Genomic DNA, 1,525 nt, shown 5'->3' with positions numbered 1-1,525 from the left:
AGTGGTCGACGAGTTGCGTGCCGCGGGTCCGGTACGGGCGCCACGTCAGCTCGACCGCGCCGAGCCCGCCGGCGGCGGCGAGACCGGAGACGGAGCCGGGCGCGGGGCCGGAACCCGGCCGCCCGGCGGCGGTGTTCGCGGTGGGTGCGGTCATGGTGTCAGCTCACCTTCTGCATGCCGGGGCGGCCGTGTGCCACCCGGAAGCGGTCGAGCGCGAACCCGGCCGCCCGGTCGTCGGCCCGTACGTACGGCACCGCCCGGTACCCGGCGGTGACCGCGGCCGCGTCCGCGTGCCCGAGGACGTAGCCGCGGCGGCCGTCGTAGAACCGCATCCAGGGGTGCTGCATCCAGTCCTTCGTGTAGTTGTCCGTGGGTGCGCCGTCGCCGTCGGAGGCGATGGACGTACCCAGGAACTCGCTGCCGACGACGCGCGATCCGGGGTCGGCGAAGTCCGCGAGGAGGTCGCCGGCGATGGAGCGGTGGCAGTCGCCGGTGAAGACGACGGACGGCGCGACGCCCGGCTCGCCGAGGACGTCGAGGAGGCGCTGGCGCGCAGCCGGGTAGCCGTCCCACTGGTCGACGCGGTTCTCCGTCACCCGGACCAGGCCGACCTGCTGGAGCAGCAGGTTCCAGCGGGCGCCGGAGGTGCGCAGCCCGTGGTACAGCCAGCGCTCCTGCTCCCGGCCGAGCATGGTGCGGCCGGGCGCGTGCTGCTCGGCGGCGTCGGCCGGCTTGGGGTCGCGGTACTGGCGGGCGTCGAGGACGTGCAGGGCCGCCGGGCCGTAGCGCAGCCGGCGGTGCAGCCGGGCGTCGGGGCCGTGGCCGAGGGCGAGCGCGGGCAGCGGGCAGTTCTCGTAGTACGCGCGGTACGCGACGGCCCGGCGGAGCAGGAAGTCCTCCTCGCTCAGGCCGTAGTACGACGTCTCGTCGGAGTAGTCGTTCTGCACCTCGTGGTCGTCGGGGGCGAGGATCCACGGGGCCGCCGCGTGCACGGCCTGGAGGCCGGGGTCCGACTTGAACAGCGCGTAGCGCAGCCGGTAGTCGGCGAGGGTGCTGGTCTCGGTCTCGTGGCGGGCGCCGGGCAGCGGAGCGTTGCGCCACATGTTGGCGGCGGTGATGCCGTACTCGTAGATGTAGTCCCCGAGGAAGAACACCACGTCCGGGTCCTGGGCGGCCATGTCGCGGTACGCCGCGAAGTAGCCGTGGTACCACGCCTGGCAGGACGCGGTGGCGAAGGTGAACGAGCCGTGCGCGGAACGGGGGTCGGGCGCCGTGCGGAAGCGGCCCACGGGGCTGGTGCGGCCGTGGGTGCGGAAGCGGTAGAAGTACTGCCGGCCCGGGCGCAGTCCGCGGACCTGCGGGTGGACGGAGTGCCCCAGCTCCGGCAGCGCGACCGCGGAGCCGCTGCGCACCACCCGGCGGAAGCGCTCGTCCTCGGCGACCTGCCAGCCCACGTCGTAGCCCGCGCGCGGCATGCCGCCGTGGCCGTCGGCGGCGAGCGGGTCCGGCGCCAGCCGGGTCCACA

1 protein-coding gene is annotated in these 1,525 nt (G+C 74.9%); it reads right to left on the bottom strand.

The window, feature by feature from the left end; all coding sequences use genetic code 11:
• Window positions 1-158 precede the first annotated feature (158 nt).
• On the bottom strand, window positions 159-1,525 hold a 1,367-nt coding region (locus H5J30_RS32565; protein WP_181791266.1), incomplete at its 5' end, for an alkaline phosphatase D family protein.

This window comes from Streptomyces phytophilus, assembly GCF_013870535.1.
Taxonomy (GTDB): Bacteria; Actinomycetota; Actinomycetes; order Streptomycetales; family Streptomycetaceae; genus Streptomyces; species Streptomyces phytophilus.
The sequence above is the reverse complement of the archived record's forward strand: the minus strand, read 5'-3'. Positions and strand labels throughout refer to the sequence as shown.